General features: G+C 71.1%; 24 protein-coding genes and 1 pseudogene. 11 read left to right on the forward strand and 14 right to left on the reverse strand.

Annotation, left to right across the window (positions count from 1 at the left end; all coding sequences use genetic code 11):
- Nucleotides 1–217: 217 nt before the first annotated feature.
- A complete protein-coding gene (locus TN53_RS28355) occupies nucleotides 218–1,603 on the reverse strand; it encodes a PLP-dependent aminotransferase family protein (protein WP_046261536.1) in 1,386 nt (461 codons plus the stop codon).
- 47 nt (nucleotides 1,604–1,650) lie between these two features.
- On the opposite strand from TN53_RS28355, the gene TN53_RS28360 reads away from it, so the two are divergent.
- From TN53_RS28360 to TN53_RS28370, 3 genes are read left to right on the forward strand one after another with little or no spacing between them, the layout of a single operon-like run.
- Complete coding sequence (locus TN53_RS28360; RefSeq protein WP_046261537.1) at nucleotides 1,651–2,160, forward strand: carboxymuconolactone decarboxylase family protein; 510 nt, start codon at nucleotides 1,651–1,653, stop codon at nucleotides 2,158–2,160.
- Nucleotides 2,157–2,633 (forward strand): carboxymuconolactone decarboxylase family protein, encoded by a 477-nt coding sequence (locus tag TN53_RS28365; RefSeq protein ID WP_046261538.1) that lies wholly within the window; start codon nucleotides 2,157–2,159, stop codon nucleotides 2,631–2,633. Before TN53_RS28360 ends, TN53_RS28365 begins: the two co-directional genes overlap by 4 nt.
- Nucleotides 2,630–3,346, forward strand: a complete 717-nt coding sequence (locus TN53_RS28370; RefSeq protein ID WP_046261539.1) for an isocitrate lyase/PEP mutase family protein — start codon at nucleotides 2,630–2,632, stop codon at nucleotides 3,344–3,346. Before TN53_RS28365 ends, TN53_RS28370 begins: the two co-directional genes overlap by 4 nt.
- A gap of 50 nt (nucleotides 3,347–3,396) precedes the next feature.
- Here TN53_RS28370 and TN53_RS28375 read toward each other — a convergent pair whose 3' ends face one another.
- From TN53_RS28375 to TN53_RS28400, 6 genes are all read right to left on the reverse strand, one after another.
- A complete protein-coding gene (locus TN53_RS28375; protein WP_046261540.1) occupies nucleotides 3,397–3,771 on the reverse strand; it encodes a hypothetical protein in 375 nt (124 codons plus the stop codon).
- Between the two features lie 88 nt (nucleotides 3,772–3,859).
- Nucleotides 3,860–4,816, reverse strand: coding sequence for an ABC transporter substrate-binding protein (locus tag TN53_RS28380; protein ID WP_046261541.1), 957 nt, complete (start codon nucleotides 4,814–4,816; stop codon nucleotides 3,860–3,862).
- Nucleotide 4,817: 1 nt separating this feature from the next.
- Nucleotides 4,818–6,752 carry an ABC transporter permease gene (locus TN53_RS28385; protein ID WP_046261542.1) on the reverse strand — a complete coding sequence of 645 codons (1,935 nt, stop codon included), beginning with the start codon at nucleotides 6,750–6,752 and terminating at the stop codon, nucleotides 4,818–4,820.
- Nucleotides 6,752–7,807 carry a quaternary amine ABC transporter ATP-binding protein gene (locus TN53_RS28390; RefSeq protein ID WP_046261543.1) on the reverse strand — a complete coding sequence of 352 codons (1,056 nt, stop codon included), beginning with the start codon at nucleotides 7,805–7,807 and terminating at the stop codon, nucleotides 6,752–6,754. Before TN53_RS28390 ends, TN53_RS28385 begins: the two co-directional genes overlap by 1 nt.
- A complete protein-coding gene (locus TN53_RS28395; RefSeq protein WP_046261544.1) occupies nucleotides 7,807–9,330 on the reverse strand; it encodes a GMC family oxidoreductase in 1,524 nt (507 codons plus the stop codon). Before TN53_RS28395 ends, TN53_RS28390 begins: the two co-directional genes overlap by 1 nt.
- 37 nt (nucleotides 9,331–9,367) lie before the next feature.
- Complete coding sequence (locus TN53_RS28400; protein ID WP_046261545.1) at nucleotides 9,368–10,876, reverse strand: aldehyde dehydrogenase family protein; 1,509 nt, start codon at nucleotides 10,874–10,876, stop codon at nucleotides 9,368–9,370.
- A gap of 189 nt (nucleotides 10,877–11,065) precedes the next feature.
- Between TN53_RS28400 and TN53_RS28405 the strand changes: the two genes are divergently transcribed.
- Both TN53_RS28405 and TN53_RS28410 read left to right on the forward strand, forming a co-directional pair.
- Nucleotides 11,066–11,815, forward strand: coding sequence for an LppX_LprAFG lipoprotein (locus TN53_RS28405; RefSeq protein ID WP_046261546.1), 750 nt, complete (start codon nucleotides 11,066–11,068; stop codon nucleotides 11,813–11,815).
- A gap of 44 nt (nucleotides 11,816–11,859) precedes the next feature.
- Entirely contained in the window at nucleotides 11,860–12,768 is a 909-nt protein-coding gene (locus tag TN53_RS28410) for a bifunctional helix-turn-helix transcriptional regulator/GNAT family N-acetyltransferase (RefSeq protein ID WP_046261547.1), read from the forward strand.
- A 5-nt stretch (nucleotides 12,769–12,773) separates the two neighbouring features.
- Here the strand turns inward: TN53_RS28410 and TN53_RS28415 are convergent, their stop codons facing one another.
- The 6 genes from TN53_RS28415 to TN53_RS28440 all read right to left on the reverse strand — a co-directional run bounded on the left by TN53_RS28415 (nucleotide 12,774) and on the right by TN53_RS28440 (nucleotide 18,713).
- A complete protein-coding gene (locus tag TN53_RS28415; protein WP_046261548.1) occupies nucleotides 12,774–13,721 on the reverse strand; it encodes a hypothetical protein in 948 nt (315 codons plus the stop codon).
- 143 nt (nucleotides 13,722–13,864) lie between these two features.
- Nucleotides 13,865–14,854 carry a malate dehydrogenase gene (locus tag TN53_RS28420; protein WP_046261549.1) on the reverse strand — a complete coding sequence of 330 codons (990 nt, stop codon included), beginning with the start codon at nucleotides 14,852–14,854 and terminating at the stop codon, nucleotides 13,865–13,867.
- A 336-nt stretch (nucleotides 14,855–15,190) separates the two neighbouring features.
- Entirely contained in the window at nucleotides 15,191–16,345 is a 1,155-nt protein-coding gene (locus tag TN53_RS28425) for a helix-turn-helix domain-containing protein (protein ID WP_095046785.1), read from the reverse strand.
- 341 nt (nucleotides 16,346–16,686) lie between these two features.
- Entirely contained in the window at nucleotides 16,687–17,160 is a 474-nt protein-coding gene (locus tag TN53_RS28430) for a helix-turn-helix domain-containing protein (protein WP_046261589.1), read from the reverse strand.
- A gap of 214 nt (nucleotides 17,161–17,374) precedes the next feature.
- Nucleotides 17,375–17,869, reverse strand: a complete 495-nt coding sequence (locus TN53_RS28435; RefSeq protein ID WP_046261551.1) for a DUF3017 domain-containing protein — start codon at nucleotides 17,867–17,869, stop codon at nucleotides 17,375–17,377.
- Nucleotides 17,859–18,713, reverse strand: coding sequence for a bifunctional methylenetetrahydrofolate dehydrogenase/methenyltetrahydrofolate cyclohydrolase (locus tag TN53_RS28440; protein WP_046261552.1), 855 nt, complete (start codon nucleotides 18,711–18,713; stop codon nucleotides 17,859–17,861). Before TN53_RS28440 ends, TN53_RS28435 begins: the two co-directional genes overlap by 11 nt.
- Nucleotides 18,714–18,952: 239 nt before the next feature.
- Between TN53_RS28440 and TN53_RS28445 the strand changes: the two genes are divergently transcribed.
- The 6 genes and pseudogenes from TN53_RS28445 (at nucleotide 18,953) to TN53_RS28470 (ending at nucleotide 25,385) form a co-directional block, all read left to right on the forward strand.
- Nucleotides 18,953–19,609, forward strand: coding sequence for a hypothetical protein (locus tag TN53_RS28445; RefSeq protein ID WP_046261553.1), 657 nt, complete (start codon nucleotides 18,953–18,955; stop codon nucleotides 19,607–19,609).
- A 134-nt stretch (nucleotides 19,610–19,743) separates the two neighbouring features.
- Nucleotides 19,744–20,490 (forward strand): FHA domain-containing protein, encoded by a 747-nt coding sequence (locus TN53_RS28450; RefSeq protein WP_046261554.1) that lies wholly within the window; start codon nucleotides 19,744–19,746, stop codon nucleotides 20,488–20,490.
- Entirely contained in the window at nucleotides 20,487–21,989 is a 1,503-nt protein-coding gene (locus TN53_RS28455) for a protein kinase domain-containing protein (RefSeq protein ID WP_046261555.1), read from the forward strand. The genes TN53_RS28450 and TN53_RS28455 overlap by 4 nt, the downstream gene beginning before the upstream one ends.
- A gap of 90 nt (nucleotides 21,990–22,079) precedes the next feature.
- Complete coding sequence (locus tag TN53_RS28460) at nucleotides 22,080–22,571, forward strand: hypothetical protein (protein WP_046261556.1); 492 nt, start codon at nucleotides 22,080–22,082, stop codon at nucleotides 22,569–22,571.
- A gap of 132 nt (nucleotides 22,572–22,703) precedes the next feature.
- A pseudogene (locus tag TN53_RS28465) lies at nucleotides 22,704–23,324 on the forward strand (FHA domain-containing protein); the annotation flags it as partial.
- A 249-nt stretch (nucleotides 23,325–23,573) separates the two neighbouring features.
- A complete protein-coding gene (locus TN53_RS28470; RefSeq protein WP_046261557.1) occupies nucleotides 23,574–25,385 on the forward strand; it encodes a serine/threonine-protein kinase in 1,812 nt (603 codons plus the stop codon).
- Here TN53_RS28470 and TN53_RS28475 read toward each other — a convergent pair.
- Nucleotides 25,382–26,158, reverse strand: a complete 777-nt coding sequence (locus tag TN53_RS28475; RefSeq protein ID WP_046261558.1) for an AAA family ATPase — start codon at nucleotides 26,156–26,158, stop codon at nucleotides 25,382–25,384. The genes TN53_RS28470 and TN53_RS28475 overlap by 4 nt on opposite strands.
- Between the last annotated feature and the right edge of the window lie 51 nt (nucleotides 26,159–26,209).

Consider the following 26,209-nt stretch of genomic DNA (forward strand, 5'->3'; position numbering starts at 1 on the left):
GGGTTGGGATGGCTGGCGGTGTTGGGGTTCCTGGTGGCCGTGGTGGGGGCGTTGGGACTGGCGCGGTTCGGGGAGGCACCGGCTGAGGAAGAACCGGTCGGCGTGTGACGGTTCGTCGTGGTTGTGGTGGGCCGGATTTTCGCTCCCGTCGTGCCGGGCGGGCTGACGACCGAGGGCTGAAGGTCGAGGGCTGAAGGTCGAGGGCTGAAGGTCGCGGCTATGGCATAACCCTGCACAGCGCCTCCAACGCCCCCGCCCACGCCCGGTCCGACGGTGCCCCGTACCCCACCACCAGGGCGTCCAGCCGCTCTGCCACCGCCTCCGGGTGGCGGAAGTAGGACAGGCCGTGGAGGGCGACGCCCTGCCAGGCGGCGGACTGGACGACGGACTGTTCGGTGCCGGGCGGGAGGCGGAGGACGGCGTGGAGACCGGCGGCGATGCCGGTGACGTGGACGTCGGGGGCGTGCAGGGCCAGGGCCGCGACCAGGGCGTCTCGGCGGCGTCGGTAGCGCAGGCGGGAGGCGCGGACGTGGCGGTCGTAGGCGCCGGAGGCGATGAACTCGGCCAGGGTCAGCTGGTCCATTACTCCGCAGGTGTCGACCTTGCCCTTCGCCTCCGCGGCCGCCTCCACCCATCCCTGTGGGAGGACCATCCAGGCCAGTCGGAGGCCGGGGGCCAGGGACTTGCTGGCCGTGCCGAGGTAGACGACGTGGTCCGGGTCCAGTCCCTGGAGTGCGCCGACCGGCTGGCGGTCGTAGCGGAACTCCCCGTCGTAGTCGTCCTCCAGGACCAGGCCCCCGGTGCGCCGGGCCCAGTCGACGACCGCGGTCCGCCGGTCCCGGTGCAGGGGTACGCCCATCGGGAACTGGTGGGCGGGGGTGAGGAGGACGGCACCGGCACCGGCCAACCTGCCCGGGTTCGTGCCCAGTTCGTCGTAGGGGAGCGCCTCGGCGCGCAGGTCCGCCGCCGTCAGCTGGTTCCAGTGCACGTCCAGGCCGTAGGACTCCACCGCGACCGACCGGACGCCGCGTGCCCTCAGGACCGTGCCGAGGACACGGAGGCCGTGGGCGCAGCCCGCGGTGATGAGGATGCGGTCGGGGTCCGTGTGTACGCCTCGCACGCGGGCGAGGTAGCCGGCGAGGGCGGTGCGCAGTTCGACGCTGCCGCGCGGGTCGCCGTAGCCGAGGGCGTGGTGGGGGGCCGCGAGGAAGGCGCGGCGGGTGGCCTTGAGCCACTCGTTGCGTGGGAAGGCGGTGAGGTCGGGGGTGCCGGGGCGGAAGTCGTGGGCGGGGCGCTGTGCTGCGCGACGGCCGGGTCCCGTGCCCGACGGCGGGATCACCGCGCGGTCCGCCACCCGGGTGCCGGAGCCCTGTTTCGAGGTGAGCCAGCCTTCGGCGACCAGGTCGGTGTAGGCGTCGGCGACCGTGTTGCGGGCGATGCCGAGGTCGGCGGCGAGGGAGCGGGAGGAGGGCAGACGGGTGCCCTGAGCGAGACGGCCGGTGCGGACGGCCTCGCGCAGGGCGTCGGTCAGGCCGCGGCGCAGGCCGGGACCGGTGGGTTCCAGGTGAAGGTCGACGCCCAGAGTGGCCCAGGTTTTCGGCATGGAAATGGACCATACCCGTGGGCAGCCTCACACCTAGTGTCGACATTATGACGACGCACACCGACGACAGTCCTACGACCGTGGAGTACGCCCCTCAACACACCCCCCGACTGAACTGGGCCGAGCAGGCTCCCGAGGTCTTCAAGGCGATGGTCCGACTCGATGCCGCCGCACGGAAGGGTCTGGATCCGAAGCTGCTGGAGCTGGTGAAGGTCCGCGCCTCCCAGATCAACCACTGCGCGCTCTGCGTCGACATGCACAGCAAGGAGGCGTTCGCGGCGGGCGAGAGCGTCGAGCGGATCGTCCAGCTGAGCGCGTGGGAGGAGTCGGAGCACTTCTACACCGAGCAGGAGCTCGCCGCGCTGGCGCTGACGGAGGCGGTGACCGTTTTGACGGACGGGTTCGTGCCGGACGAGGTGTACGAGCGGGCCGCCGAGCACTTCACGGAGGCCGAGCTGGCGCAGCTGATCGCGGCGATCGCCGTCATCAACGCGTGGAACCGTTTCGGGGTGACCTGTCGGCTGGTTCCGGGGCACTACCAGCCGGGGAACAAGTGACGGGGCGTACACGGCTGTTGGACCCGGCCGTCGGGCAGGCCATGTCCGCGCTCAGCGCCGCCGCGAAGAAGGGGCTCGGGGACCCCGCGCTGGCCGAGCTGGTGGTGATCCGGGCCTCGCAGCTCAACCACTGCGCGTTCTGTCTCGACATGCATCTGCGGATCGCTCGTGAACACGGGGTGAGCGAGCGCAAGTTGGATCTGTTGGCGGCGTGGGAGGAGGCCGGGGACGTCTACGACGAGCGGGAGCGTGCCGCGCTGGCGCTGACGGAGGCGGTGACCGTCCTCACTGGGGGCACCTCCCAGGCTTTCGGCTCTGGGGGAGGGTTCGTGCCGGACGAGGTGTACGAGCGGGCCGCCAAGCACTTCGACGACAGCGGGCTCGCCCATCTCACAGGTCTGATCGTCGCCATCAACAACTGGAACCGGGTGATGGTGAGCCGCCGTGTCCCGCCGGAAGGCCACACACCATGAGCAAGGTCGAGATCTTCCGCAAGCTGCACCGCCGCCCGGCACAGGACGATCCGCTCGTCCTGCCGGGTCCCTGGGACGCGGCCAGCGCCCGCGTCTTCGTCACAGCCGGCTATCCGGCGCTCGCGACGCCCAGCGCGGGGGTCGCCGCCGCCCTCGGATACGAGGACGGGGCGACGCCGGCCGACGAGATGTTCGCGGTGGTCGCGCGGATCACCCGGGCCGTGGACGTTCCGGTGTCCGCTGATGTCGAGGGCGGTTACGGGATGGCTCCGAAGGAGCTGGTGGAGCGGCTGCTGGAGGCGGGTGCGGTGGGCTGCAACCTTGAGGACTCCAACGGGGGTGTCCTCAAGGACCCGCACCAGCACGCCGAGTGGCTCGCCGAGGTGCGGTACGCGGCCGGGGACGAGCTGTTCGTCAACGCCCGGATCGATACGTTCGTGCGCGGGGTCGAGGATCCCGAACCGACCATCGAGCGGGCGGCGTTGTACACCGCGGCGGGTGCCGACTGCGTGTATCCGATCGGCGCCCCGGCGAAGGTGCTGCCCTTGCTGCGGGCCGGGATCCACGGACCGATCAACGTGATCGCGCTGGTCGGCAGCGGGCTCTCCCCCGCCGGACTCGGCGAGCGGGGCGCCACCCGGGTCACGTTCGGGCCGGGCCTGCAGCGGCGGTCGTCCGAGATCCTCGCGGAGCTGGCGGCGGAGATGAGGTGACCGGGTGGGGGCACCCCCGACGCGACCGACGCCCCTGACGCGCCCGGCTGCTAGAAGGTGAGCGACTCCGTGTAGTAGACCTTGCCGTTGCTCATCTGCCAGCCGTAGGCGCCGGTGCGCAGGCCCTTCGGGCACTGGCGCCACGGCGTGGTGAAGGTGTCGTAGCCGGGGATCGTGCCGTCCTTGTAGACCTTGGCGTTCTGGCCGTCGGGGCCGTAGCACGTGATGCCGAACATGCCCTTGGCCGACCTGGAGGTCGTGTTCGAGAACTTGACCTTGGCCTTGGTACCCGACTTGGTGATGCACCGCGCCGTCAGCTTGCCGCTGCAGCTCCACTTGGTGGCGGCGTCCGCGGACGGCGCGGCCAGTCCGACGAGGGAGAGGGTGGTGAGCGCCGCCAGGGTGAGATGCGTGATCTTCTTCATGCGCCTCAGCCCACCAGACGGCGCGGGGAGCGACAAAGTCGCTTTCACCCGTAAGGGGGCGCTTCACCACCATTCCCAGTGGATCTTCTTACTCGATCCATTCCCGCCAGGTGGACGCATGGCCGGCCACCCACTTCTTCGCCGCCTCCTCGGGTGTCAGTTTCTGGTCGGCGATCATCAGGGAGACCTCGTTCTGGTCCTCGGTCGTCCACTTGAACTTCTTCAGGAAGGCCGCCGCCTTGCCGCCGCTCCGGGCGAAGTCGGAGTTGAGGTACTTCTGCAGCGGGGTGTGCGGATAGGCGCAGGTGACCTTCTCCGGGTCGGCGTCGCAGCCCTCCTTGTAGGCGGGGAGCTTCACCTCGGTCATGGGGACCTTCTCGAAGAGCCACTGCGGTGAGTACCAGTAGGTGAGGAAGGGCTTCTTCTCCTTGGCGAACTGTTTGATCTGGGTGATCTGCGCGGCCTCGGAACCGGCGAACACGACCTGGTAGTCCAGCTTCAGGTTGTTCACCAGCGCCTTGTCGTTGGTGACGTAGGAGGGCGAGCCGTCCATCAGCTGGCCCTTGCCGCCGCTCTCCGCGGTGCGCATCTGCGCGGCGTACTTGTTCAGGTTCTTCCAGTCGGTGACGTCCGGGTGCGCCTTGGCGAAGTACGTCGGGACGTACCAGCCGATGTGTCCGGTCACGCCGAGGCCGCCGCCGTTGACGATCGTCTTCTTGTCCTGGACGTAGCGCTGTTCCTGCTCGGGGTGGCCCCAGTCCTCCATGATCGCGTCGACCCGGCCCTGGCTGAGCGCGTCCCAGGCGGGGACCTCGTCGACCTGCACGGTGTCGACGCGGTAGCCGAGCTCGTGCTCCAACAGGTACTGCGCGACGGCCACGTTGGCCTGCGCGCCCACCCAGGACTGCACGGACAGGGTCACGGTCCTGGCGCCCTGCGCGTTGGCGAAGGGCGAGGCCTGCTGGGTCATGTCGGCGGCACCGCAGCCGGTCAGCAACAGCAGGGAAGCGGCACCGGCCACTACGGCGGTCGTATGTACGCGCATGTCACGCTCCCTTCTTCGTGCGGCGTTCCGTCGGCTGGGTCACCCGGTCGAGCATCAGGCCGAGGCAGACGATGGCCGCGCCGGCCACCAGTCCGGTCGCCAGATCGCCCTGGGCGAGGCCGAAGACGGCGTCGTAGCCGAGCGCTCCGCCACCGACCAGGCCGCCGATGATGACGACGGCGAGGACCAGGACCACGCCCTGGTTGACGGCGAGCAGCAACGCCGGGCGGGCGAGCGGGAGTTGGACCTGGCGGAGTTGCTGCCAGGCGGTCGCGCCGAGCGAGCTCGAGGACTCCAGCGCGGCCGGGTCGACCTGCCGCAGCCCCTGCGTGGTGATGCGGACGACGGCGGGCAGCGCGTAGACGACGGCCGCGGCGACCGCGGGTGCGCGGCCCACGCCGAAGAGGGCCACCACCGGGATCAGGTACACGAACTGCGGCATCGTCTGGAAGACGTCCAGGACGGGCCGGAGCAGCCGTTCGACGCGGTCGCTGCGTGCAGCCGCGATGCCGGTCGCGAAGCCGATGACGAGCGTGACGGCGACGGCGGCGAGGACCTGGGAGAGGGTGTCCAGGGACGGCTCCCACACGCCCAGCACGCCGATCGCGGCCATGGCGAGGACCGCGGTGAGCGCGGTGCGCCAGGTGCCGATCAGCCAGGCCAGGGTGGCGACCACGAGCAGCACCGACCACCAGGGCAGCCACTGCAGACCGTCCCGGAGCGGGTTCAGGACCCAGGTGGTGAAGTGGGCGGCCCAGTCGGCGGTGCCGCCGACTACGGGGACACCGGAGTAGAGGTGGGCGGTCATCCAGTCGACGGCGCGGTTGACGGGCTGGGCGATCTGGACGACCCAGGCGTCGGGCCAGTCGAGGCGGCCCATAAGACGTCCGGCCACGGCTACGGCGAGGGCGGCGACGAAGGCGTACGCCCATCCCCTGCGGCCGGAGCTCTCGGTCCCGTCTCCGGCAGCGGCTGTCACCCGGTCCAGTACGACGGCGAGGAGCACGATCGGGATGCCCGCCGCCAGCGCCGCACCGACGTCGACCGACGCGAGCGCCTGGTAGACGCGGTCACCGAGGCCGCCGGCGCCGATGACCGACGCGATGACCGCCATCGACAGGGCCATCATGATCGTCTGGTTGAGGCCGAGGAGGAGTTCCCTGCGGGCCAGCGGGATACGGGCGGTCAGCAGGCGTTGCCGTGCGGTGGCGCCGAGCGAGTCGACCGCTTCCAGGACCTCCTTGTCGGCGCCGCGCAGGCCGAGGGCGGTGAGGCGGGCCATGGGCGGGGCGGCGTAGACGACGGTGGCGAGGACGGCCGCGGGGACGCCCATGCCGAAGACCATGACGACGGGAAGGAGATAGGCGTACGCAGGGAGCACCTGCATGGTGTCCAGGACCGGGCGCAGGGCGCGGTCCATGCGGTCGGAGAGGCCGGCGGCGAGTCCGAGGAACGCGCCGACGACGACCGACGCGAGGACGGCCACGACCATCAGGGCGAGGGTCTGCATCGTCGGCACCCACATGCCGAGCAGACCGCAGGCGAGGAACGCGGCGGCGCTACCGAGGGCGAGCCTGATGCCGGCGACCCGCCAGGCGACGAGGGCGCCGATCGCTGTGACGCCGGCCCAGCCCGCTGCCAGCAGCACCAGGTAGACGGCACGGACGCCGAGGACGACCGCGTTGCTGACGTGGCCGAAGAAGTAGAGGAACAGGGGGTGGCTGTCCCGGTTGTCGACGATCCAGTCGCTGGCCCTGGTCAGCGGGTCGGAGAGGTCGATGGTGAGGGCGTCGGGCCAGGTGCCGCTCGCCCAGCGGGCGTTCGCCAGCGGGACGAGGATCGCGGCGACCGCGGCGATCAGCACGAGCTTGTGGACGGCACGGTGCCGGAAGACGGCGGGGATCGTACGGGGGACGGGAGCGGTGACCGTGGCCATCAGACCGCCTCCTTGGCGGTCCCGGCCACCACCCCGAGCAGTGCGTCCGAGTCCACCACCCCGACACACCGGCCCTCGTCGACCACCCGGGCCGGAGCCCCTGCCCGGGCGACCGCCTCGATGGCCTCCGAGACCGTGGCGTCCGGCGCGACGGCCGGGCCGTTGCCCTGCTCCGCGGCCGATGCGGCCCTCATCGCCGTACGGACCGTCATCACCTGCTCGCGCGGCACGTCACGGACGAACTCGCGGACGTAGTCGTCGGCCGGTGAACCCACGATCTCCTCCGGGGTGCCGAGCTGGACGACGCGGCCGTCGCGCATCAACGCGATGCGGTCGCCCAGCTTCAGCGCCTCGTTCAGGTCGTGCGTGATGAAGACCATCGTGCGCCCCTCCTCGCGGTGGAGGCGGACGACCTCCTCCTGCATGTCCCGGCGGATCAGGGGGTCGAGGGCGCTGAACGGCTCGTCGAACAGCAGGACCTCGGGGTCGGCGGCGAGAGCGCGGGCCAGCCCGACGCGTTGCTGCTGGCCGCCCGAGAGCTGGCTCGGCCTGCGCTGTTCCATTCCCTCCAGGCCGACCTTGGCCACGACCTCCGCCGCCCGCGCCCGGCGCTCCGCCTTGCCGACGCCCTGGATCTCCAGGCCGTACGCCACGTTGTCGAGGACCGTGCGGTGCGGGAGCAGGCCGAAGTGCTGGAAGACCATCGCGGCGCGGTGGCGGCGCAGTTCGCGCAGGCGGGCCTTGTCCATGGCGCGGACGTCCTCGCCGTCGATGGCGATCGTGCCGGCCGTCGGTTCGATGAGGCGGGTCAGACAGCGGACCAGCGTGGACTTGCCGGAACCCGAAAGCCCCATCACCACGAAGACCTCGCCCTTGCGGACGTCGAAGGAGACGTCCTGGACGGCGGCCGTGCAGCCGGTGCGGGCGCGGAGTTCGGCGGGGGCCAGCCCCAGGAGCTCCGGGTCCGCGGGGATCCGGTCCGCCTTGGGGCCGAAGACCTTCCACAGGCCGTCGACGGAGAACACCGGGTTCGCCTCAGCGGTACTCGTACTCATCACGCACCACCTCCGATCAGGTCCACGGCCCGCTCGCCGACCATCAGCACTCCGATCATCGGGTTCACGGCGGTCATCGTCGGGAAGACCGAGGCATCCGCGATCCGGATGCCGTCCAGGCCGCGGATCCTCAACTCCGGGTCCACCACGGCCAGTTCGTCGTCGGCGGCGCCCATTCGGCACGTTCCCGCCGGGTGGTACACGGTGTGGGCGACCTTGCGGGCGTACTCGCTGAGCTCCTCGTCACCGGTGACGGACGGGCCCGGGCACACCTCGCGCTTGAGCCAGCCCGCCAGCGGCTCGGTCCGGGCGATCTCACGGGCGATGCGGATGCCGTCGACCAGCGTGCGGCCGTCGTAGTCGTCCTCGTCGGTGAAGTAGCGGAAGTCGAGGGCGGGCTTCTCGGAGGGGTCGGCGCTGGTCAGGTACAGGCGTCCGCGGCTCTTGGGCTTGGGGATGTTCGGGGTCATCGAGACGCCGTACGAGGGCCGTTCGTAGCCCAGTCGCTCCGGGTTGTCCGTGAAGGGGACCTGGTAGAAGTGGAACATCAGGTCCGGGCCCGCGTGGTCGGGGTCGCGGCGGACGAACAGGCCCGCGTCGGAGTCCATCGCGGAGTTCTCCGGGATGGGCCCGTGGGTCTCCCAGACGATCACCGACTCGGGGTGGTCGAGCAGGTTCTCGCCGACGCCGGGCAGGTCCTGGACGACGGGGATGCCGAGCGCTTCGAGGTCCTCGCGGGGGCCGATGCCGGAGTGCAGCAGCAGGCGCGGCGAGTCGACGGCGCCCGCGCACAGCACGACCTCGCGACGGGCCCGGACGACGGACTCCTCGCCGTCCGCGGCCCGCACGTGCACGCCCTGTGCGCGCGTGCCGTCCAGGTCCAGCTTGTACGCCCAGGTCTCCAGCAGGATCGTCAGGTTGGGGCGCTCGTCCATCACCGGGTGCAGATACGCCACGGACGCCGAGGACCGCTTGTTGTTCTCGGGGTGGTAGGCGAGGTCGAAGAAGCCGACGCCGTCGTCGAAGGGCTTGCGGTTGAAGCCCTCGACGCGCGGGACACCCGTGGCCGCCTGAGCCGCGTCGACGAAGTCGCGGGCGATGGCGTTCCGGTCCTTCTCGTCGACCGGGACGATGTTGTTGAGGAGGCGCGCGTAGTACGCCTCCATGGGCACCGCGCCCCAGCCCTTGGCGCCGTTCGCCTCCCACTCGTCGAAGTCGGACGGCAGCGGCTTGAAGGCGATCAGCGTGTTGTGGGAGGAGCAGCCGCCGAGGACGCGGGCCCGGCTGTGCCGGATGTGGGAGTTGCCGCGTGGCTGCTTCACCGTCGGGTAGTCGTAGTCCAGGTCGCCGCCGAGCAGGCCCATCCAGCGGCGCAGGGTGAGGACGTCGTCGCGGCCCACGTCGCTGGGGCCGCCCTCGATGACGGCGACGGTGACGTCGGGGTTCTCGGTGAGGCGGGAGGCTATGACGGAGCCGGCGGTACCACCGCCGACGATCACATAGTCGTATTCGCTTTGGTGCATGGGGGGTTACTCCAAGGACGTGCGGTGAGCGGGTGCTTCAGCCGGCGAACCAGCGGACGGGCCGCGGCGCGAGGTTCTGGTAGATGTGCTTGGTCTCGCGGTACTCGGCGAGCCCGGCCGGGCCCAGCTCGCGGCCCGTTCCGCTCTTGCCGAAGCCGCCCCACTCCGCCTGGGGGAGGTAGGGGTGGAAGTCGTTGATCCAGACGGTGCCGTGGCGCAGCCGGCCCGCGACCCTGCGGGCGCGTCCGGCGTCGGTGGTCCAGACGGCGCCGGCGAGGCCGTACTCGGTGTCGTTGGCGAGCGCGACCGCCTCGTCCTCGGTGCGGAAGGTCTCGACGGTGAGGACCGGACCGAAGACCTCTTCGCGGACGACCTTCATCTCGCGGTGGCAGGCGTCCAGGACGGTCGGTTCGTAGAAGTAGCCGTCGCCCAGGCCCTCCGGCCGCTTTCCGCCGGTCCGCAGCACCGCGCCCTCCGCCAGCGCCGAGGCCACATACCCGTCGACCTTGGCGCGCTGCTGGTCGGAGACGAGCGGCCCGCACTCGACACCGTCGTCCGTGCCGCGCCCGAGCCGGATCCGCCCGGCCCGCAGGGCGAGTTCGGCGACGAAGCGCTCCCGGACGGACTCCTCGATGATGAGCCGTCCGCCCGCCGAGCAGACCTGGCCGCTGTGGATGAACGCGGCGTTCAGGGCCTGGTCGACGGCGGTGTCGAAGCCCTCCTCCGAGGCGCAGGCGTCGGCGAAGACCACGTTGGGGTTCTTGCCGCCGAGTTCGAGGGCGACCTTCTTGACCGACGGCGCCGCGGCCTGTGCCACCTTGGTGCCGCTGGCCAGCCCTCCGGTGAAGGAGACGAGGTCGACGTCGGGGTGCTCGGCGAGCCGGGCGCCGACCGAGTGGCCGGGCCCGGTGACGATGTTGGCGGCGCCGGCCGGGAGACCCGCCTCGACGAGCAGCTCGATCAGCGCGATCGTCGTCAGCGGGGTGATCTCGCTCGGCTTGACGACGAAGGTGTTGCCGGCCGCGAGCGCGGGGGCGATCTTCCAACTGGCCTGGAGCAGGGGGTAGTTCCAGGGCGTGATCAGCGCGCAGACGCCGATGGGCTCGTGCACCACGACACTGTGGATGTCGGGCGAGCCCGCGTCGACGACCCGGCCTGAGGACTCGGCGGCGACGAGGCCGGCGAAGTAGCGGAAGGCGTCGGCGACACAGTCGATGTCGACGCGGCCCTCTTCGAGGGTCTTGCCCGCGTCCCGGCTCTCCAGCAGCCCGAGCCGCTCGCGATCGCGAACCAGCAGATCGGCGACGCGGTACAGCAGCGCGGCGCGCTCGGAGACGGGGGTGCGCGGCCAGTCGCCGCGGTCGAAGGCCTGCCGTGCGGCGGCGACGGCCACGTCGGTGTCCTTCTCGTCACCCTCGGCGACGACGGCGAACGGCTGCGCGTCCGCGGGGTCGAGGATGTCGCGGGTCGCCCCGGAGGCGGCTTCGCGCCACTCGCCGCCCGCGTGGATCGTCTGCCGCGCCTGTCGCGCGTGCTGTCCGGCCATGATCGCTGTTGCCTTCCGTTCCTGTTCAGTTCCCCTGAGTCACACGGGTGTCACTCACGGGGACCGTCACCGCCTGCCCTCGCCCTGGCATTGCATGCGCAATCGATGCCTGAAAGTGCGCCGCATCACTGAACATGCGGACAAATAGGGGTGAATCGTACGCTGAGTAGTGGTTCACGGAGGTGACGCATGGCAGGGAAAGCGTTGATCTGCGCAACGGCGGCGCTGCTGCTCTCACCGGTCCTGATCGCCGCGGACGACGGCGACGATCTGACCGCCCGGCAACTGGCCGACCAGGCGAAGGACAATCTCCTCGACGCCGAGTCCGTCCATTTGAGGCTGACGGACCGCGGTGCGAGCGCGACGACCAGCAGGACACAGCCGACGTCGATGGATCTCACCCTCGACCAGGACGGCAACTGCGTGGGGTCGATGCGGATGGGCTCGGGCGGCGGCAGCGTCGAGATCGTCAAACAGGGCGACGAGGTGTGGATGAAACCGGACCGGACCTTCTGGAAGGCCCAGGTGCCGGGCAGCCAGGGCGAGGCGGTGGCCGAGCTCTTCGAGAACCGCTACATCCACGGCTCCACGAACGACGCCATGCTCAAGGGCTTGGCCGACACCTGCGATCTGACCTCCTTCCAGCAGGACGTCGAGGGCGACGACGGTTCCGGGGAGACCCCGTTGACGAAGGGGAAGGAGACCACCGTCGACGGCACGAAGGTGATCCCGCTGACGGGCACGGAGGACGGCAAGAAGGCGGTCCTCTACGTCACTTCGGACTCCCCGCACCAGCTGGTCAGGGCGGTCCAGCGGGGCGACGGCACCAACACGACGCTGACCTTCACGGACTACGACAAGCCGGTGCCGACCACGACACCCTCGGCGGACGAGTCGGTCGACGTGGGCAAGCTGCAGGAGGAGCTGCAGAACATCTGAGAACCCATGGACCCGACGGAAACCTTTGACTAAAGTCAAAGAATATGAACCCAGGACACACCGAGCCTGTGCCGACGGACGACGTGGCGGCCCTGCGCCGGTTCAACCGCTACTTCACGCGTCGCATCGGAGCGCTCGACGACCACTACCTCGGCCAGGACCGCCCGCTCGGCGCGGCACGGCTGCTGTTCGAGATCGGCGAGGGCGCGTCCCTGCGCGAGCTCAGAAGCCGTCTCGGGCTGGACGCCGGGTATCTGAGCCGGATGGCGAAGTCCCTGGAGGCCCAGGGCATGGTCCGGATCAGCGTGCACCCCGAGGACAACCGGCTGCGCAGGATCGAGCCGACCCCGGCCGGCCGCACCGAGGTCAAGGAGCAGAACCGCCGGGCCGACGCCCTCGCGGCGGGCCTGCTGTCCGGCCTCACCGCCGACCAGCGTGCCGACCTGACCGACGCCCTGGCCACCACCCGCCGCCTGCTGCGCCTCGCCGCCATCACAATCGACCTCGTCGACGGCCACGCCCCGGACACCCGCGCCTGCCTCGACGCCTACGCCGCCGACATCGACGCACGCTTCCCGGAGGGCTTCGACAAGTCCGACCTCGTACGGCCTGAGGAGGTCTCCGGGGACACCGGGGCGTTCTTCGTCGCCTACGAGGAGGGCCGGCCGGTCGGCTGCGGGGCTCTGCGCCGCCTGGAGCCCGGTGTCGGGGAGGTCCGCCATGTGTGGGTGCACCCGGAGGCCCGCCGGCTCGGACTCGCCCGACGCATCCTCGCGGCACTCGAACAGGCGGCGTCGGTGCGGGAGTTGAGTGTCGTACGCCTCGACACGCACGCCACGCTCACCGAGGCGCAGGCGATGTACCGGGCGTGCGGATACACGGAGATCCCGGCGTACGTCGACCACGTCTACGCCAGCCACTGGTTCGAGAAACGCCTACCCGCCGCCCCCTGACCCGCTCACAGGCACGTTCCCGTCGCCGGGCAGAACGAGCCCAGGGCCGCCGTCAACGGTTCGCGGATCTGTGCCGCGGACGTGGTCTCGGGGCCGCTCGCCCGGATCGCGTAGAACTCTCCGTCGGCCGCCTCGAAGCGGTGGTCGACGACCCGGCGCGCGCCCTTGTCCTCGTCGTCGTAGCGGTAGGTCAGCTCGGACCAGGTCTCGCCCTCGTCGCGTTCGAGCGCCTGGTATCCGCGCTGGCGGGCGAAGCCGTAGCCGGGGTCGTTCTCGGCCAGGCGCAGGGAGTCGGCGGGGCTGTCCTCGGAGAGCCGGAAGATCTGGAGCTGACGGCCGTCGGCGGGGGCGTCGTAGTAGACCACCGGGGCCTTCTCGCCCTCCTTCTGTCTGCGGATCCAGTCCTCCGGGACGAAGAGCGTGTAGCCGACGGGGTCCTCGACGCTGCGGTAGCCGGTGGCGGGCGTCGGCGGCGGGGACTCCAGGGGCGAGACCGGGGGCGTGGACGCAGGGGTGGTGATCTCCGCCGGTGGGGTCGAAGGGGGCGAGGTCGTGACGGCGACGCTCGTTCCCGGGGTGGCCCCGGGGCTCGTCGAGCCGTCACGGGTCAGGAACCAGACACCCGCTCCGATGCCCGAACCCAGCACGGCCATCGCGGTGAGGATCACCAGCAGCCGGCGGGGGCCGGGCGGAGGAGGCAGCGGCACATATGTCGGGGGCGGCGGCGGATACGGCGTTCCGCCGGTCTGCGGCGGGGGCGCGGCCCACGGCGGGGTCATCTCCGGCCGCGCCTGCGCCGAGGCCCAGGGCGGCGGGGCGTGTGACGTCTGCGTCTCCGCCGACGCCCATGGCGGCGAGGAGCCCTGCCCCTGCGCACCCCAGGCCGCCTGGCCGCGGTCCTCGCTCGGCTCATGCTCGTCGGAGCCTGAGCTGTAGCCGTTCCATCCGCTCATCGCGAACCCCCCGAATCACCTTGGCGGGTAACGTTCTTGACGGTAGCGGTGAAAACGGGCGCGGGCCCCGCTCCGGAAGAAACCGGAACAGGGCCCGTGCAGGCTCGTGACAGAAGCCGGGTGGCCTCCGCGGAACGTTCGGCTCAGATGAGGCCGAGGGCGCGGACCGCCTCGCGCTCCTCCGCGAGCTCGGCGACGGAGGCATCGATCCGGGCGCGGGAGAACTCGTTGATGTCCAGACCCTGGACGATCTCGTACTTGCCGTCCTTGGTGGTGACCGGGAAGGAGGAGATCAGGCCCTCCGGGACGCCGTAGGAGCCGTCCGACGGGATGCCCATGGAGGTCCAGTCGCCGTCCGCGGTGCCGTTGACCCAGGTGTGGACGTGGTCGATGGCGGCGTTGGCGGCCGACGCGGCGGAGGACGCGCCACGGGCCTCGATGATCGCGGCGCCGCGCTTGGCGACGGTCGGGATGAAGGTGTCGGCCAGCCACGCCTCGTCGTTCACGACCTCGGCGGCGTTCTTGCCGGCGATCTCCGCGTGGAAGATGTCCGGGTACTGGGTGGCGGAGTGGTTGCCCCAGATGGTCAGGCGCTTGATGTCGGCGACCGTGGTGCCCGTCTTCTTCGCGAGCTGGGTCAGCGCGCGGTTGTGGTCGAGGCGGGTCATCGCGGTGAAGCGCTCGGCCGGCACGTCCGGCGCGGCGGCCTGGGCGATCAGGGCGTTGGTGTTGGCCGGGTTGCCGACGACGAGGACCTTGATGTCGTCCGCGGCGTTGTCGTTGATGGCCTTGCCCTGCGGCTTGAAGATGCCGCCGTTGGCGGAGAGCAGGTCGCCGCGCTCCATGCCCTTGGTGCGCGGGCGGGCGCCTACGAGGAGGGCTACGTTGGCGCCGTCGAAGGCGACGTTCGGGTCGTCCGTGATGTCGATGCCCTGGAGCAGCGGGAAGGCGCAGTCGTCCAGCTCCATGGCGGTGCCCTCGGCGGCCTTGAGCGCCGGGGTGATCTCCAGGAGGCGCAGCTTGACCGGCACGTCCGCGCCGAGCAGCTGGCCGGAGGCGATGCGGAAGAGCAGGGCGTAACCGATCTGGCCGGCCGCGCCGGTGACGGTGACGTTCACGGGAGTGCGGGTCATGGCGTTCTCCGTATGACAGCTGGCGGTGGGGCGGCACTGCCCCGGGCCCGGGTGGGACGTACAAATGATCGATCTCTTGGTATCAAGAGATCCACCGGTCAGGCTATCGCGCATCCGGGATCCCGTACCGCCGGGTCCCTGTGGCCCACCCCACAGAACGGCCCCGGTGACAAAAAGAGGCGGCCGCCCGTCCGGGAGAGGGGGGACGAAGGCGGCCGCCGTATGGGGGTACCGACGTGGCCGGACTCCCGTGGGGGTACCGTTCGCGTGCCCACGATTCGTCCGGCCATGCCTGTGGCCCCGAAATTGTTTCCAGCCTCGCCGACTACCCGGCGGCTACTGGGTGCACCCCTTCTCCCCCGCCGCCAGCGTCACGCAGGCGGTGGCGTCGCCGGCGTCCTTCACCGCGACCATCGGCGTGTACGCGATGGTGTCCCCGGCCGTGCTGATCGAGCCGGTCTGCGCGGTCTTGCCGACGGTCACCGCGACCTTGTCGCCCTGCGCGGCCTGCGTGATACGGCCCCACGCGGCACCGCAGGTCTTGCTGTAGCGGACCTCCACGACCGTCGTGCCGACGGTGGCGGTCTGGGCGGTGGTCACCAGGTCCCCGCTGCACCCCATGCTCTCCGCGTCCTTGCCGGTGCAGGAGTCACCGCTGCACTCGACGCCGGGCGGGAGGTCGACGGAGGTGGTGACGCTCGGGGAGGGCGAGGCGCCCGAGCCCTCGTTCTTCTTCTTGTCGTCGCCGTTCGTGAGGAAGTACGCGGCACCTATCACCACGAGCACCCCGACGACGCCCGCGAGGAACATCGTCAGCCGCCGCTTGCCTCCGCCACCGGTGGGCGCGGCGCGGCGGGGACCCTGCGGGGGTTCGCCGTACGACGGACTCGGGGACGGGGACGGCGTCGGCACCGGGCGGGCCGGGCTCTCCGGGGCGCGTCCGCCCGACGGCGAGGGTCCGTTGTATCCGGCCAGCCCCCAGGAGTTCGGGCCGTCCCGGACGTCCGGCGTCGAGTCCCTGACCTCGGGCGACGTCGGCTGCGGCGGCACCGTCGGGGCCACGCCCGCGGGCCCGGCCACCCCCGGGGTCGCCGTGGCGCTGGTGCTCTTGCGGGCGGTCTTGCTGCCCTTGGCGTTCGCCGGAGGCGCTCCGAACTCGCCCAGCGCGGCACGCGCCTGGGAGATACGGATGGCCTCCATGGTCATGTCGTGGCGCATCTCGGAGCGGCTCCAGGCGCGCTCGGCGAGCTCCCACATCGTGGTCAGATGAATGGGATTGGTGCCGGTGACCTCGGCCAGCGCCACGATCGCGCCCTTGGGCGCGAGCAGCCGGCCGTTGAGATAACGCTCCCAGGACGTCTTGCTGTAGCCCGTGCGGTCGGCCAGCGCCGCGACGCTCAGTCCGCTGCGGTCCACGAGCCGCCGCAACTGACTGGCGAACTCCCTGACCTGCGGATCCAGTTCATCGGGCAAGGCCCTCCAACGAGGCATTGCTTCCCCCCTCTTCCCCCCGGTCGTGCTGGCTGTTGCTGCGTTTCCCCCGCGCGTGGTGCCCTCTGCCGAGTCCCCGTCTGGCTACCCACAGGGATGCGCCCGCTAAGGATCTCAGTTCCCGGGGTGGGGGCGCACGGGTGCATCGGGGCTGTGGGCATGCACCGTTGCACGCCCACCACACCGCGGTCCAGTCTTCCAGCGGCGGGACGTCCCGGACCGTCCCGATTGGCCACGCTAACTCGGACGTTGAACGACTTCGTCGCACATCCGCGAACTTGTCAATACATCGACACACAGAACGCACACAGTTTGTCACACTTGCCACTTCGGTATAAAACTCACCCAAAAGCCACTATGCCGCCGACCGCGACGACAAGCAGCAGGAGCAGCAGCAGTCCCGCGTACAGGAGGAGACGGCCGCCGTCCCGTTTCTCCGCCTTCTCTTCCGGTGGCGCGTCCCACCACGGCAGCGTGGGGTCGTCCTCGTACTCCTCCGCCCGCTCGGCCCCCTGCGGCCGGGCCGGGACGGTCGCCGTGCGGGGCCAGGCCTGGACGGCGAGCTCCCAGCGGACCTTGACGCGCTCGACGTCCGTGTCGGTGAGACCGACGATCCGGCACAGGGCGGTCACCGCCTGCCGGGGCGGCGGCTGCGTGGCGTTGAGATAGCGATGCCAGGAGGACTTGCTGTACGCGGTGCGCGCACCGAGCGAGGCCAGGCTGAGGCCCGTGCGGTCCTTGAGCCGCCGCAGCTGCTCCACGAAGTGCCGCACCTCCGGCGGCAGATCATCCGGCAGCGACTGCCAGGCACCCATCCAGCTCACCTCCACGGTGTCGGACGACGTCAGGGAGGCGATCGGTTCCTCTTGTGGCAGGGACCGGACACCGTAGCGGAACGGTCACTTCCGTGCCACAGCGCACTGACAGCCGTTGAACAGGGCGTTCACCGTGCAAGAAGGTGGACGCAGACAGCGGCCCGTCCTTACTCGGGGGAGAGGACGGGCCGCCGTCGTCGTACGCGGGGTACACCTAGCTGTCGACCGTGAAGTGCAGGGTGTCCTTCAGGAACGGGATCTCCAGCCAGGGGTCCGGCTGGGCCATCATCGACAGCAGGACGATCACCGCGCCCAGCAGACCGTAGGTGACGATGTCCGTGAAGCGGGAGCGCACCGCGAGCATGCCGACGTCCCGCACCAGCCAGCGCAGCACGGCTCCGGCCACCAGCGCGGCGCCGATCAGCATCGTGCCGTAGCGGAAGACGTCGAGCGCGGTCATCAGCAGGCCGACCGCGACCGCGCCGAGCACGAGGAGGATCGGCCACTGCCGTGCGGGCGCGGGGGCGTCACTGGGCGCCGCCCGGCCGCCACCCTCGGGGCGTGCGGTGTCCCTGGTGAACAGCGGGAAACGGCGGGTGGTGCGACGCGGCCTGCCCTCGGCGTCGGGGGCGCTGATCGCGTCCCGCACCTCGATCTCCGCGCCTTCCCCCGCGCCCTGCCCCTCTGGGGGAGTCGTGTCAGCCTGCACTGCGCTCCGCCGCCTCGACCACGTTGACCAGCAGCTGGGCCCGGGTCATCGGGCCGACACCGCCGGGGTTCGGGGAGATCCAGCCGGCGACCTCGGCGACGCCGGGGTGGACATCGCCCACGATCTTGCCCTCGGCACTGCGCGAAACGCCGACGTCGAGAACGGCGGCGCCCGGCTTCACGTCCTCGGGGCGGATCAGATGGGCGGAGCCCGCGGCGGCGACGATGATGTCCGCGCGCTTGAGATGCGAGGACAGGTCGCGGGTGCCGGTGTGGCACTGGGTCACGGTCGCGTTCTCGCTGCGGCGGGTGAGCAGCAGTGGCATCGGGCGGCCGATGGTGACACCGCGGCCGACGACCACGACCTCGGCGCCCTTGATCTCCACGCCGTACTGACGGAGCAGGGTGAGGACGCCGTTGGGGGTGCAGGGCAGCGGGGCCGGCTCGCCCAGGACCAGGCGGCCCAGGTTCATCGGGTGGAGGCCGTCGGCGTCCTTGTCCGGGTCCATCAGCTCCAGGATGCGGTTCTCGTCGATGCCCTTGGGCAGGGGCAGCTGGACGATGTAGCCCGTGCAGGCGGGGTCCTCGTTCAACTCCCGCACCGCCGCCTCGATCTCCTCCTGCGTCGCGGTCTCCGGCAACTCGCGCTGGATGGAGGCGATGCCGACCTGGGCGCAGTCGCGGTGCTTGCCGGCGACGTACTTCTGGCTGCCGGGGTCCGTGCCGACGAGGATCGTGCCGAGGCCGGGCGTGATGCCCTTCTCCTTCAGCGCCGCCACGCGGGCGGTCAGGTCGGACTTGATCGCGGCTGCGGTGGCCTTGCCATCGAGAATCTGGGCGGTCATGACCCCATCCTCGCGGATGACCGGGCCCCGGTTCCAATCAGGGCCGTTTCAAAGATCAACGAGGTTGCACTTGCACAACACATGCGGATTGCGGCTGGACAACGAACCGGCCACTGAAGAACGATTGTGGCCACAGTGCCGCGGGCTGTACCGGGGGGACGAACCGCATCTGTTGAACATTCCTCCGAACCGTGCCGCTCGTCGTCCCCGCACATTCGGTATACGGAGGAAACACCGCCATGAGTTTCGGCGATCCGAACAACCCTTACGGGCCCCCGCCCCAGCAGCCGCCGCCCGCTCCCGGTTACGGCTACCCGCAGCAGGCCCCGCCGCCGCCCGGCATCCCGCCGCAGCACCAGGCCTACCCCGGTTACCCGCAGCAGCCGGCATACCCCGGCTACCCGGTCGGCAACATGATCCCGCAGTCGATGCCCGGCCTGCTGGTGACGGCCCGTGTCTTCCTGTACATCATCTCGGCCGTGCAGATCCTGGGCGGTCTGGTCTACCTGTACATCGCCGCGTTCGTGAACGATGTGTCGGACTCGGCGGACTCCTTCAGTTCCTCCTCGGACGACCCGTTCGACGGTCTCAGCGACATCGGTGACGCCGCCGCCGGAATCATCGGAGGCATCGCGATCTTCCTGCTGGGGCTCGCGGCGCTCTCCATCACGCTGGCCGTCAAGTTCGGCCGGGGCGGCCAGGGTGTCCGTATCACCACGGTCATCTACGGCGCGCTCGGCACCATCGTCGGTCTGCTGGGCCTCTTCATCGGCCTCGACAGCGGCATGGCCTCGGCCGTCATCTTCCCGCTGCTGTGGGTCGTGTTCGGCGCGATCATCACCGCCGCTCCGGTGGTGTCCAGCGGTACGGCCTGGTTCGCGCGCCCGCGCTACTGAACGGGCCGTTCGCGACTGAACAGTTCGCGCCATTCCTGTCCAAGGGCCGTGTCTCACCCGTAAGAGGGGAGACACGGCCCTGGTGCGTCGCCCTAGGCTGAGCCGGGTAGCCGTCAGGCACGGGGAGACGCACCTTGTACAGCATCATCGTGGTACCTCCGCCGACCACGGAGGACGAGCGAAACCGCACCCAGATCAGGCTCGCCCCCGGCGAGCGCCTCACCTTCGGCCGGTCCGCCCGGGAGAACGACCTGCGGATCGCCCATGACGGGGTGTCCCGCAGAGCCGGTGAGATCACCGCGCAGGGCGCCTTCTGGATCCTCAGCAACCTCAGCCGGGGACAGACGTACGTCGTCGAGAACCCGGAGGGCGCCGGCGAGCACATCAAGGTCGGCCCGGGGCGCCTGGACGCCCCCGTCCCCTTCGAGTTCTCGCGGATCGTGCTGCCCGCGGCCGGTGATCTGCTGCCCGTCGAGGTGTGGGCGCCGCGCCACGACTACCGGGACGGCGAGAGCGAGCGGGACGGTGACACCACGGCCGCCGCTTTCTCACTGGACGCCTCCAAGCGCTACTTCGCGGTCCTCGCCGCCCTGTGCGAGCCCCGGCTGCGCGGCGCACCGCACGCCCCGCTGCCCACCGTCGACCAGGTCGTGGACCGGCTGCGCCCCAACTGGCCCGCCGCGTCCCGCACTTCGGTGCAGTGGAACATCGACTACCTCGCCGTGAAGCTCCGCCTCAAGCCCGGCCCGGACGAGGCCGACACCGGCCCACGCCTCAACGGCAAGAAGGAGTCGCTGGTCTCCCTGGCGCTCCGCTTCGATCTCGTACGGGAGGACGACCTGGTCGTCCTGACGGAGCCGTCCGGCCGGGTGGCCCGGTGACCGAGCCCTACGCCGTCCCGGTGCCGAAGGGGTACCGGGTGGGTGGCTGGGAGGTGCGCGAGCCCCTCGCCACGGGCGCCTTCGGCAGCGTGTACGAGGGCCGCCGCACCGGCGACGGCGACCCGCGCACGGCCGCACTGAAGTTCCTGCCGACCGGCACCGGCACGCCCCGGCAACTGGCCCATCTGCGCGAACTCGTCGAGCGTGAGGTCGAGTTGTACCGCCGGCTGAAGCAGCCGCGGCTGATCCGGATGTACGAGACGCTCGTCGTCGACGACCCGGAGCGCCCCGAGCTCGACGGCGCCACCGTCCTCGTACTGGAGAGGGCGGAAGGCTCCCTGAACGCCGTACGGCTCCCGGCGCCCGGCCCCCTTCTCGCGCAGATCTGCGAGGGCCTGGCCCAGTTGCACCATGCCGGGTGGGTGCACGGGGACCTGAAACCGGCCAATGTGCTGCTGATGGCGGACGGTTCGGCGCGACTGTCCGACTTCAACATGGCGGCGGAGCTGGAGGGCACGCACGCGTACACGCCCGCCTTCTCCACGCCCGACTACACACCGCCAGAACTGCTGTGGTCGGAGATCGGCGAACGCGGCCGCCGTATCCGCCCCTCCGCCGACGTCTGGGCGTTCGGTGTCCTGGCCCATCTGCTGCTCACCGGTTCCTTCCCGCTGCCCGGCGGCACCCCCTCGGCCCGCCGGGACGCGGCCGCCGCGTACGCACGGGGCACCGACGAGCTGCGGCTGTCGCCCGAACTGCCGGACGCCTGGCGGGAGATCGTGCGGGAGTGTCTGGCCCGGACGCACGCCGAGCGCATCGGCACCCAGGCGCTGCTACGGCGGGTGGAGGCCGCGGCGGGCACGGACCGCTCGCCCCGACTGCGACGGCGCCGCTCCCGTCGTACGACCGCCGCCGCACTGGCCGCCGTTGCCGTCGGCGCCCTGGGGTTCGGCATCTGGGCGGCGCGGGACGACGGTTCCGACGCCAGGAACACCGCTGACACCGCCGCCTCCTACGGCGCCGCCGAGCTGCGTACCGGCGAAGGCGTTCCCGTGACCTACCGGCGTCTCATCGTCGACTCCGCGCACGACTGCCAACAGGCGGAGATCACGCCGGCGTTGCTCGCCGCGATGCTCAAGACGGAGAGCGACTTCGACCCGGAGCTGTCGGATCCCGCCAACAACGAGTACGGCATCGCCCGCTGGACCCCGAGCGTCCTGCGCTGGTGGATCCGGGCGGACGGCGTACCGGCGAAGGAGACCCCCGCGCCGCCTCTGACCCCCGCGCAGTCGATTCCGGCGATGAGCCGCTACCTCTGCTTCATCGAACCGCGCCTGAAGACCTCGCTGCCCGGTGACCGCCGGGTGCTGCTCGCGGCCTCCTACCGGACCTCGTACAAGAAGGTGAACGCCGCGGGCGGCGTTCCCCCGAACCAGCGTGCCTACGCCGCCCGCGTCGCTCACTGGCTCAAGGAGTACACGCCGCCCGGCGGGCAGTGACCCTGAGAGTTCTGAGGTACCTGCCCGCAGCGCCCCCTGGAACGGTGGTCCACGGAAACACCGACCACGTTCATTCATGGGGGAACCATCATGAACATCGTCAAGCCCGCCGCACTGCTCGTCGCGGCCACCGCCCTGCTCGCCGGCTCCACGGTCGCGGCCACCGCCGCGGCCGGACCGACCGGCGGCTACCACCCCGACGGCACCCGGGTGACCGGCCTCCAGCAGACCGCCGACGAGGTGCTCGGCAAGGAACAGAAGGCGCTGTCCGTCTCCGCCGACAAGGTCGCCTACGACGGCCTCGACGTCACCAAGGCCCCGAAGGGCACCTCCGGCGCCCAGGACCTGGCCTGTGACTACGGCCACCTGTGCATGATCGTCAAGGGCACCAAGTTCGACTTCTACAAGTGCCAGACGTGGACCGTCTCCAACTGGACCGGTGACGGCCCGTTCACCAACAACCAGACGCCCGGCACGGTCGCCAGGTTCTACAACAAGAACGGCAGCGAGCGCTGGTCCTCGACGGCGTACCAGGCCGGCACGGCGACCTGGGACCCGATCTACTCGCTGCGTCCCTGCTGATCTCTCCGAAATGTCCACCTGACACGCCGTATCACGGAGAAGCTTCGGACTCTTCGAGGAACGTCCCCTACCCTCCCCTTCGTTGGACTGGGGGAGGGTGGCCCTCATGGAATCGGGCGAGGGGACGAATCCATGTACAGCGTCATCGTCGTACCTCCGGCATGCGCGCGGCCGGACGACCGGATCAGGATCGCCACAGGTGAGCGGCTCACCTTCGGGAGGGCCGAGGGAGGCGACGGCCTCACCATCGCGCACGAGGGAGTGCCCCGGATCGCCGGGGAGATCTCCGCACAGGGCACCTTCTGGCTGCTGAGCAACCGCAGCGAGCACCAGACCTACGTGGTGGAGAACCCGGAAGGGGCCGGGGAGCACATCAAGGTCGGCCCGGGGCGCGTGGACGCGCCGGTGTCCTTCGAGTTCTCGCGGATCGTCCTGCCCGCCGCGGGCGACCTGCTCACCTTCGACGTCTGAGCGCCACGGCACGTCTTCCGCAGTGCCGCCCGGCACGGGCTCTCCGGAGCCCTCACCGCACCGGCGTTCACCCTCGACCGCACCAAGCGGTACTTCGCGGTCCTGGCCGCCCTGTGCGAACCCCGGCTGCGCGGCGAACCGCACGCCTCGCTGCCGGCGGTCGAGCAACTCGTGGAGCGGCTGCGCCCGGTGTGGCCCTCGGCCAGCCGCTCGGCCGTCTACTGGAACATCGACTACCTCGCCCTGAAACTGCGGCTGCGGCCCGGCCCGGACACGGCGGAACGCCGCCACCTCGCACGACGGGGCCCCGGTGTACGCGGCCCCGCCCCAGGCATCGGCGCCCGTGGACGCCACGGACTTCGAGCTGAAGCAGGTCAGCGGCAGCACCGCGGCGGGCAGGACCCTGCGCCTGCGAGTAGCCTTCTCGCACATACGCCCGATCCCCCCGACTCGCCAGCCCCGGCACGCTAGCCTCACATCAACTGGCGTGACGCCTGAGCACGTTGAGGCAGAACAGCACTCGGGGGACAAATGACGGACCAGCGGCACCCCACGCCGCCGTACCGCACCGCGCTCATACAGGCGGGCGCCGATCCACTGCAGCCCGCCGACCCCGCCCGGATCGGACCGTACGTGCCGCTCGGGCGGCTCGGCAGCGGCGGGATGGGGCGGGTCTTTCTGGCGCGGCCCGCCGACGACACCGCGGGGCTCGCCGCGGTGAAGGTGATCCGGCCCGAGTACGCCGAGGACCCGGAGTTCCGGCGGCGGTTCGAGCGGGAGGCCGCCGTGCACGGGCGGGTCGACACCCCGCACGCGCCGCGACTGCTCGGCACCGGGTTCGAGCACGAACTGCTCTGGATGGCCACCCAGTACGTCCCCGGCATCAACCTCGCCGACGCCGTGCGCCATGGCGGCAGGCTGGAGCCGACCGGTGTGTGGCGGCTGGTGGCGGAGCTCGGGCAGGCCCTTTCGGCGCTGGCCGCCGCCGGGGTCGTACACCGGGATCTCAAGCCGTCCAACGTGCTGCTGTCCACGCGGGGCGTGCACGTCATCGACTTCGGCATCTCGCAGGCCGTCGACAGCAGCGCGATCACCGGCACCGGCAGCCGGGTCGGCACGCCCGCGTTCATGTCCCCCGAGTATCTGCGGGAGGGCCGCTGCGACGGCGCCTCCGACGTCTTCTCCCTCGCGGGCACGCTGATCTACGCCGCCACCGGGCACGCCCCGTTCGGCGACGGGACCGGGGTCGATGTCATGCATCGGGTGGCCTTCGAGGAGCCGAAGGCGGAGGTGATGTCCGAACTCGGTCCCGTGGACGGCTCGTTGACCACCCTGCTGACCGCCTGCCTCGCCAAGGACCCGGTCGGCCGCCCCACCCCGCAGCAACTGATCGCCGCCGCCGCGACCGCGCTGAAGGGCGAGGCCCCCGCCTGGCAGGAACCCCTGGCCGGCCGCCTGCTCGACCGCCAGGAAGGCTGCGACTTACTCGAAGCGGCCCCGGCCGAGCAGACCGTCCACCTCCGCGCACCGACGACTCCGGCGGCAACTCCCGCCCCCGGCCCGGGTTTCGGCCCCGCGACACCGCCCGGGGCGTACGGAGCCGCCACACCGCCCGGGGCGTACGGAGCCGCCACACCGCCCGGCCAGTACGCCCCCGGTGAGAACGAGGCCCGACGCAACCGGAAGAAGCCCGCTCTCGCTCTCGCGGCCGGCCTCGCCGTGGTCGCCGTGGCCGCGGGCGCGTTCTTCCTCACCGGCCCGTCCCACGGCGAGACGGCCTCGCCCGCCCCGACCGCGAGCACCGGCACCGGCCCCGCCTGGGACGCCGAAGCGGCCTCGGCCCTGCCCGGCACCTCCGCCTCCCCTTCCCCGAGCACAGCGGAGGAGAAGAGGGAGCAGGCGATGGGGGAGGAAGAGAAACGGACGGAGCCGGACGGCGACACCTCCGGATCCGACGACGGCACCGCGGGCACGCCCTCCGCTACGGCCACCCCGGGCGGAACCGGCGGCACCTCGGGCAGCGGCACCTCGGGCGGCGGCGCCCCGATTCCGACCGCCACCGTCACCGAGACCGCGACCGCCCCCACCGACCCGGCCTGGATCTCCGACTGCACCTACTACTCCGGCACCGAGCTCACCAAACACGGCGACAAGGGCCAACGCGTCGTCCAGGTCCAGTGCATGCTCACCAAACGCGGCTACAGCGTCGGAGACGCGGGCGTGGACGGCCGGTTCGGCAACGCCACCCTGGCCGCGGTCAAGCAGTTCCAGGGCGCGAAGGGGCTGGAGGTCGACGGGAAGGTGGGTCCCCAGACATGGGCGGCCCTGCGGAGTTCGACCTAGCCGCCATCTGGCCGCCGTCCAGCCGCCGGCTGGCCGACTATGTGGCGCAGATACGCCCGCGGGTCCTTCAGATAGCGCCGCCAGTGCTCGACCAGCTCCAGTTCGTGCCACTCGACGGAGCGCATCCCGTGCTCGCCGACCTCGATGATCTCGGCGCCGGGCAGTGCGGTGAGCAGAGGTGAGTGCGTGGCGCGGATGATCTGGGCGCCGGTCCGGGCGAGGTCGTCGAGCACACCCACGAGTTCGAGGCAGGAGGCGAAGGACAGCGCGGACTCCGGCTCGTCCAGGACGTACAGGCCGGGATCGAGGAAGCGCTCGCGGAACGCCATCAGAAAGCCCTCGCCGTGGCTCATCTCGTCCGGGGTGCCGGACAGGCGGCCCGTGTGCCGTTCGCGGCCGAGGGCGTCGAGCGCGGTCTCGGCCCGCAGGAAGAAACCCCGGCGGCGGGTGTGGGGGCCCCGCAGCATCCGGCGCCCGGCCACGGTCGCCTCGAACCGCATCCGGCCGCCGAGCACCGACGGCTCCCGCGGACCGGCGTAGCGATGGCCCGCCGACCCGCCCCAGGGGTCGAGGCCGAAGGCCTCCGCCAGCGCCTCGACGAGGGTCGACTTGCCCGAGCCGTTCTCCCCGACCAGGAAGGTGACCGGCGCGGTGAACCGCAGTCCGTCGTCGAGCAACTGCCGTACGCACGGCACCGACCACGGCCACACCGGGCCGCCGCCGGGCCCCAGCTCGTCCTCGGCCGCATGGGCGTACGCGCGTTCCACGATCATGCCGCCAGGCTCTCATCCGGCACTGACAACGGCAGGGCGGCGGCGGGGTGG

Source organism: Streptomyces sp. WM6386, from assembly GCF_000972385.1.
Lineage (GTDB): Bacteria > Actinomycetota > Actinomycetes > Streptomycetales > Streptomycetaceae > Streptomyces.

Coding starts and splice junctions, on each gene's coding strand:
- TN53_RS28460 (WP_046261556.1), top strand. CDS start 22,080: ATGAACATCGTCAAGCCCGCCGCACTGCTCGTCGCGGCCACCGCCCTG.
- TN53_RS28405 (WP_046261546.1), top strand. CDS start 11,066: ATGGCAGGGAAAGCGTTGATCTGCGCAACGGCGGCGCTGCTGCTCTCA.
- TN53_RS28445 (WP_046261553.1), top strand. CDS start 18,953: ATGAGTTTCGGCGATCCGAACAACCCTTACGGGCCCCCGCCCCAGCAG.
- TN53_RS28355 (WP_046261536.1), bottom strand. CDS start 1,603: ATGCCGAAAACCTGGGCCACTCTGGGCGTCGACCTTCACCTGGAACCC.
- TN53_RS28410 (WP_046261547.1), top strand. CDS start 11,860: ATGAACCCAGGACACACCGAGCCTGTGCCGACGGACGACGTGGCGGCC.
- TN53_RS28395 (WP_046261544.1), bottom strand. CDS start 9,330: ATGCACCAAAGCGAATACGACTATGTGATCGTCGGCGGTGGTACCGCC.
- TN53_RS28360 (WP_046261537.1), top strand. CDS start 1,651: ATGACGACGCACACCGACGACAGTCCTACGACCGTGGAGTACGCCCCT.
- TN53_RS28370 (WP_046261539.1), top strand. CDS start 2,630: ATGAGCAAGGTCGAGATCTTCCGCAAGCTGCACCGCCGCCCGGCACAG.
- TN53_RS28440 (WP_046261552.1), bottom strand. CDS start 18,713: ATGACCGCCCAGATTCTCGATGGCAAGGCCACCGCAGCCGCGATCAAG.
- TN53_RS28400 (WP_046261545.1), bottom strand. CDS start 10,876: ATGGCCGGACAGCACGCGCGACAGGCGCGGCAGACGATCCACGCGGGC.
- TN53_RS28420 (WP_046261549.1), bottom strand. CDS start 14,854: ATGACCCGCACTCCCGTGAACGTCACCGTCACCGGCGCGGCCGGCCAG.
- TN53_RS28415 (WP_046261548.1), bottom strand. CDS start 13,721: ATGAGCGGATGGAACGGCTACAGCTCAGGCTCCGACGAGCATGAGCCG.
- TN53_RS28470 (WP_046261557.1), top strand. CDS start 23,574: ATGACGGACCAGCGGCACCCCACGCCGCCGTACCGCACCGCGCTCATA.
- TN53_RS28375 (WP_046261540.1), bottom strand. CDS start 3,771: ATGAAGAAGATCACGCATCTCACCCTGGCGGCGCTCACCACCCTCTCC.
- TN53_RS28390 (WP_046261543.1), bottom strand. CDS start 7,807: ATGAGTACGAGTACCGCTGAGGCGAACCCGGTGTTCTCCGTCGACGGC.
- TN53_RS28475 (WP_046261558.1), bottom strand. CDS start 26,158: ATGATCGTGGAACGCGCGTACGCCCATGCGGCCGAGGACGAGCTGGGG.
- TN53_RS28385 (WP_046261542.1), bottom strand. CDS start 6,752: ATGGCCACGGTCACCGCTCCCGTCCCCCGTACGATCCCCGCCGTCTTC.
- TN53_RS28430 (WP_046261589.1), bottom strand. CDS start 17,160: ATGGGTGCCTGGCAGTCGCTGCCGGATGATCTGCCGCCGGAGGTGCGG.
- TN53_RS28380 (WP_046261541.1), bottom strand. CDS start 4,816: ATGCGCGTACATACGACCGCCGTAGTGGCCGGTGCCGCTTCCCTGCTG.
- TN53_RS28425 (WP_095046785.1), bottom strand. CDS start 16,345: ATGCCTCGTTGGAGGGCCTTGCCCGATGAACTGGATCCGCAGGTCAGG.